The organism is Prevotella sp. SGI.167, from assembly GCF_050313615.1.
Classification (GTDB): Bacteria; Bacteroidota; Bacteroidia; order Bacteroidales; family Bacteroidaceae; genus Prevotella.
Window position 1 is genome coordinate 1 of the sequence record NZ_JBNPLT010000117.1, and the last position, 645, is coordinate 645.

Annotated in this window: 1 protein-coding gene; it reads left to right on the forward strand. The window is 47.0% G+C overall.

Annotation, left to right across the window (positions count from 1 at the left end; translation table 11 throughout):
* A partial coding sequence (locus tag ACQRBJ_RS16135; protein ID WP_445304245.1) for a DEAD/DEAH box helicase occupies positions 1-645 on the forward strand: 645 nt, incomplete at both ends.

A 645-nucleotide genomic window follows, 5' to 3' on the forward strand; every position in this document is an offset into this window, starting at 1 on the left:
ATCTCGCCAGATTGTTTGTCGGCTAGCGCATTAAAGGAGGTATCAGGTTATTCGCCAGATTGTTTGTCGGCTGGCGCATTCAATGTTCCTATCAAGGCGGTGTCGATACAATGGTTGGTTAAACACTATGACGAGATAGAGGAAGAACCGGGGATGATTGTGATTGACGAGGCGCACCATGCCCTTGCCAAGACCTATAAGGAAATGTGGGAGAGATTCCCGAAGGCTAAGTTCCTGGGACTGACGGCTACTCCTTGCCGATTGAACGGTAAGGGTTTTACTGATCTGTTTGATGTGTTGGTGCAGTCGTGGAGTGTTCCTGAGTTTATCAGCAAGGGAAGATTGGCGACATACGATTTCGTGAGCATCAAATCGGATGGTGTAACGCAACGGCTTATCGACTCCTTGCAGAAGCGAGGGGCAGATGGTGACTACCAGAACAAGGAAATGGATATGCTGCTGAATAAGAAGCCGAGCATCGAAAGGCTCTATCAGAGCTTGGAAGAATTTGGTAAAGACCGAAAGGGCATCGTCTATGCTATCAATATTTCTCATGCCAATGCTATTGCCGAGTTCTATAGAGAACACGGCATAGCGGCTGTTGCCATTGATAGTAAAACGCCTAGTTCTTTACGAAAAGAACTT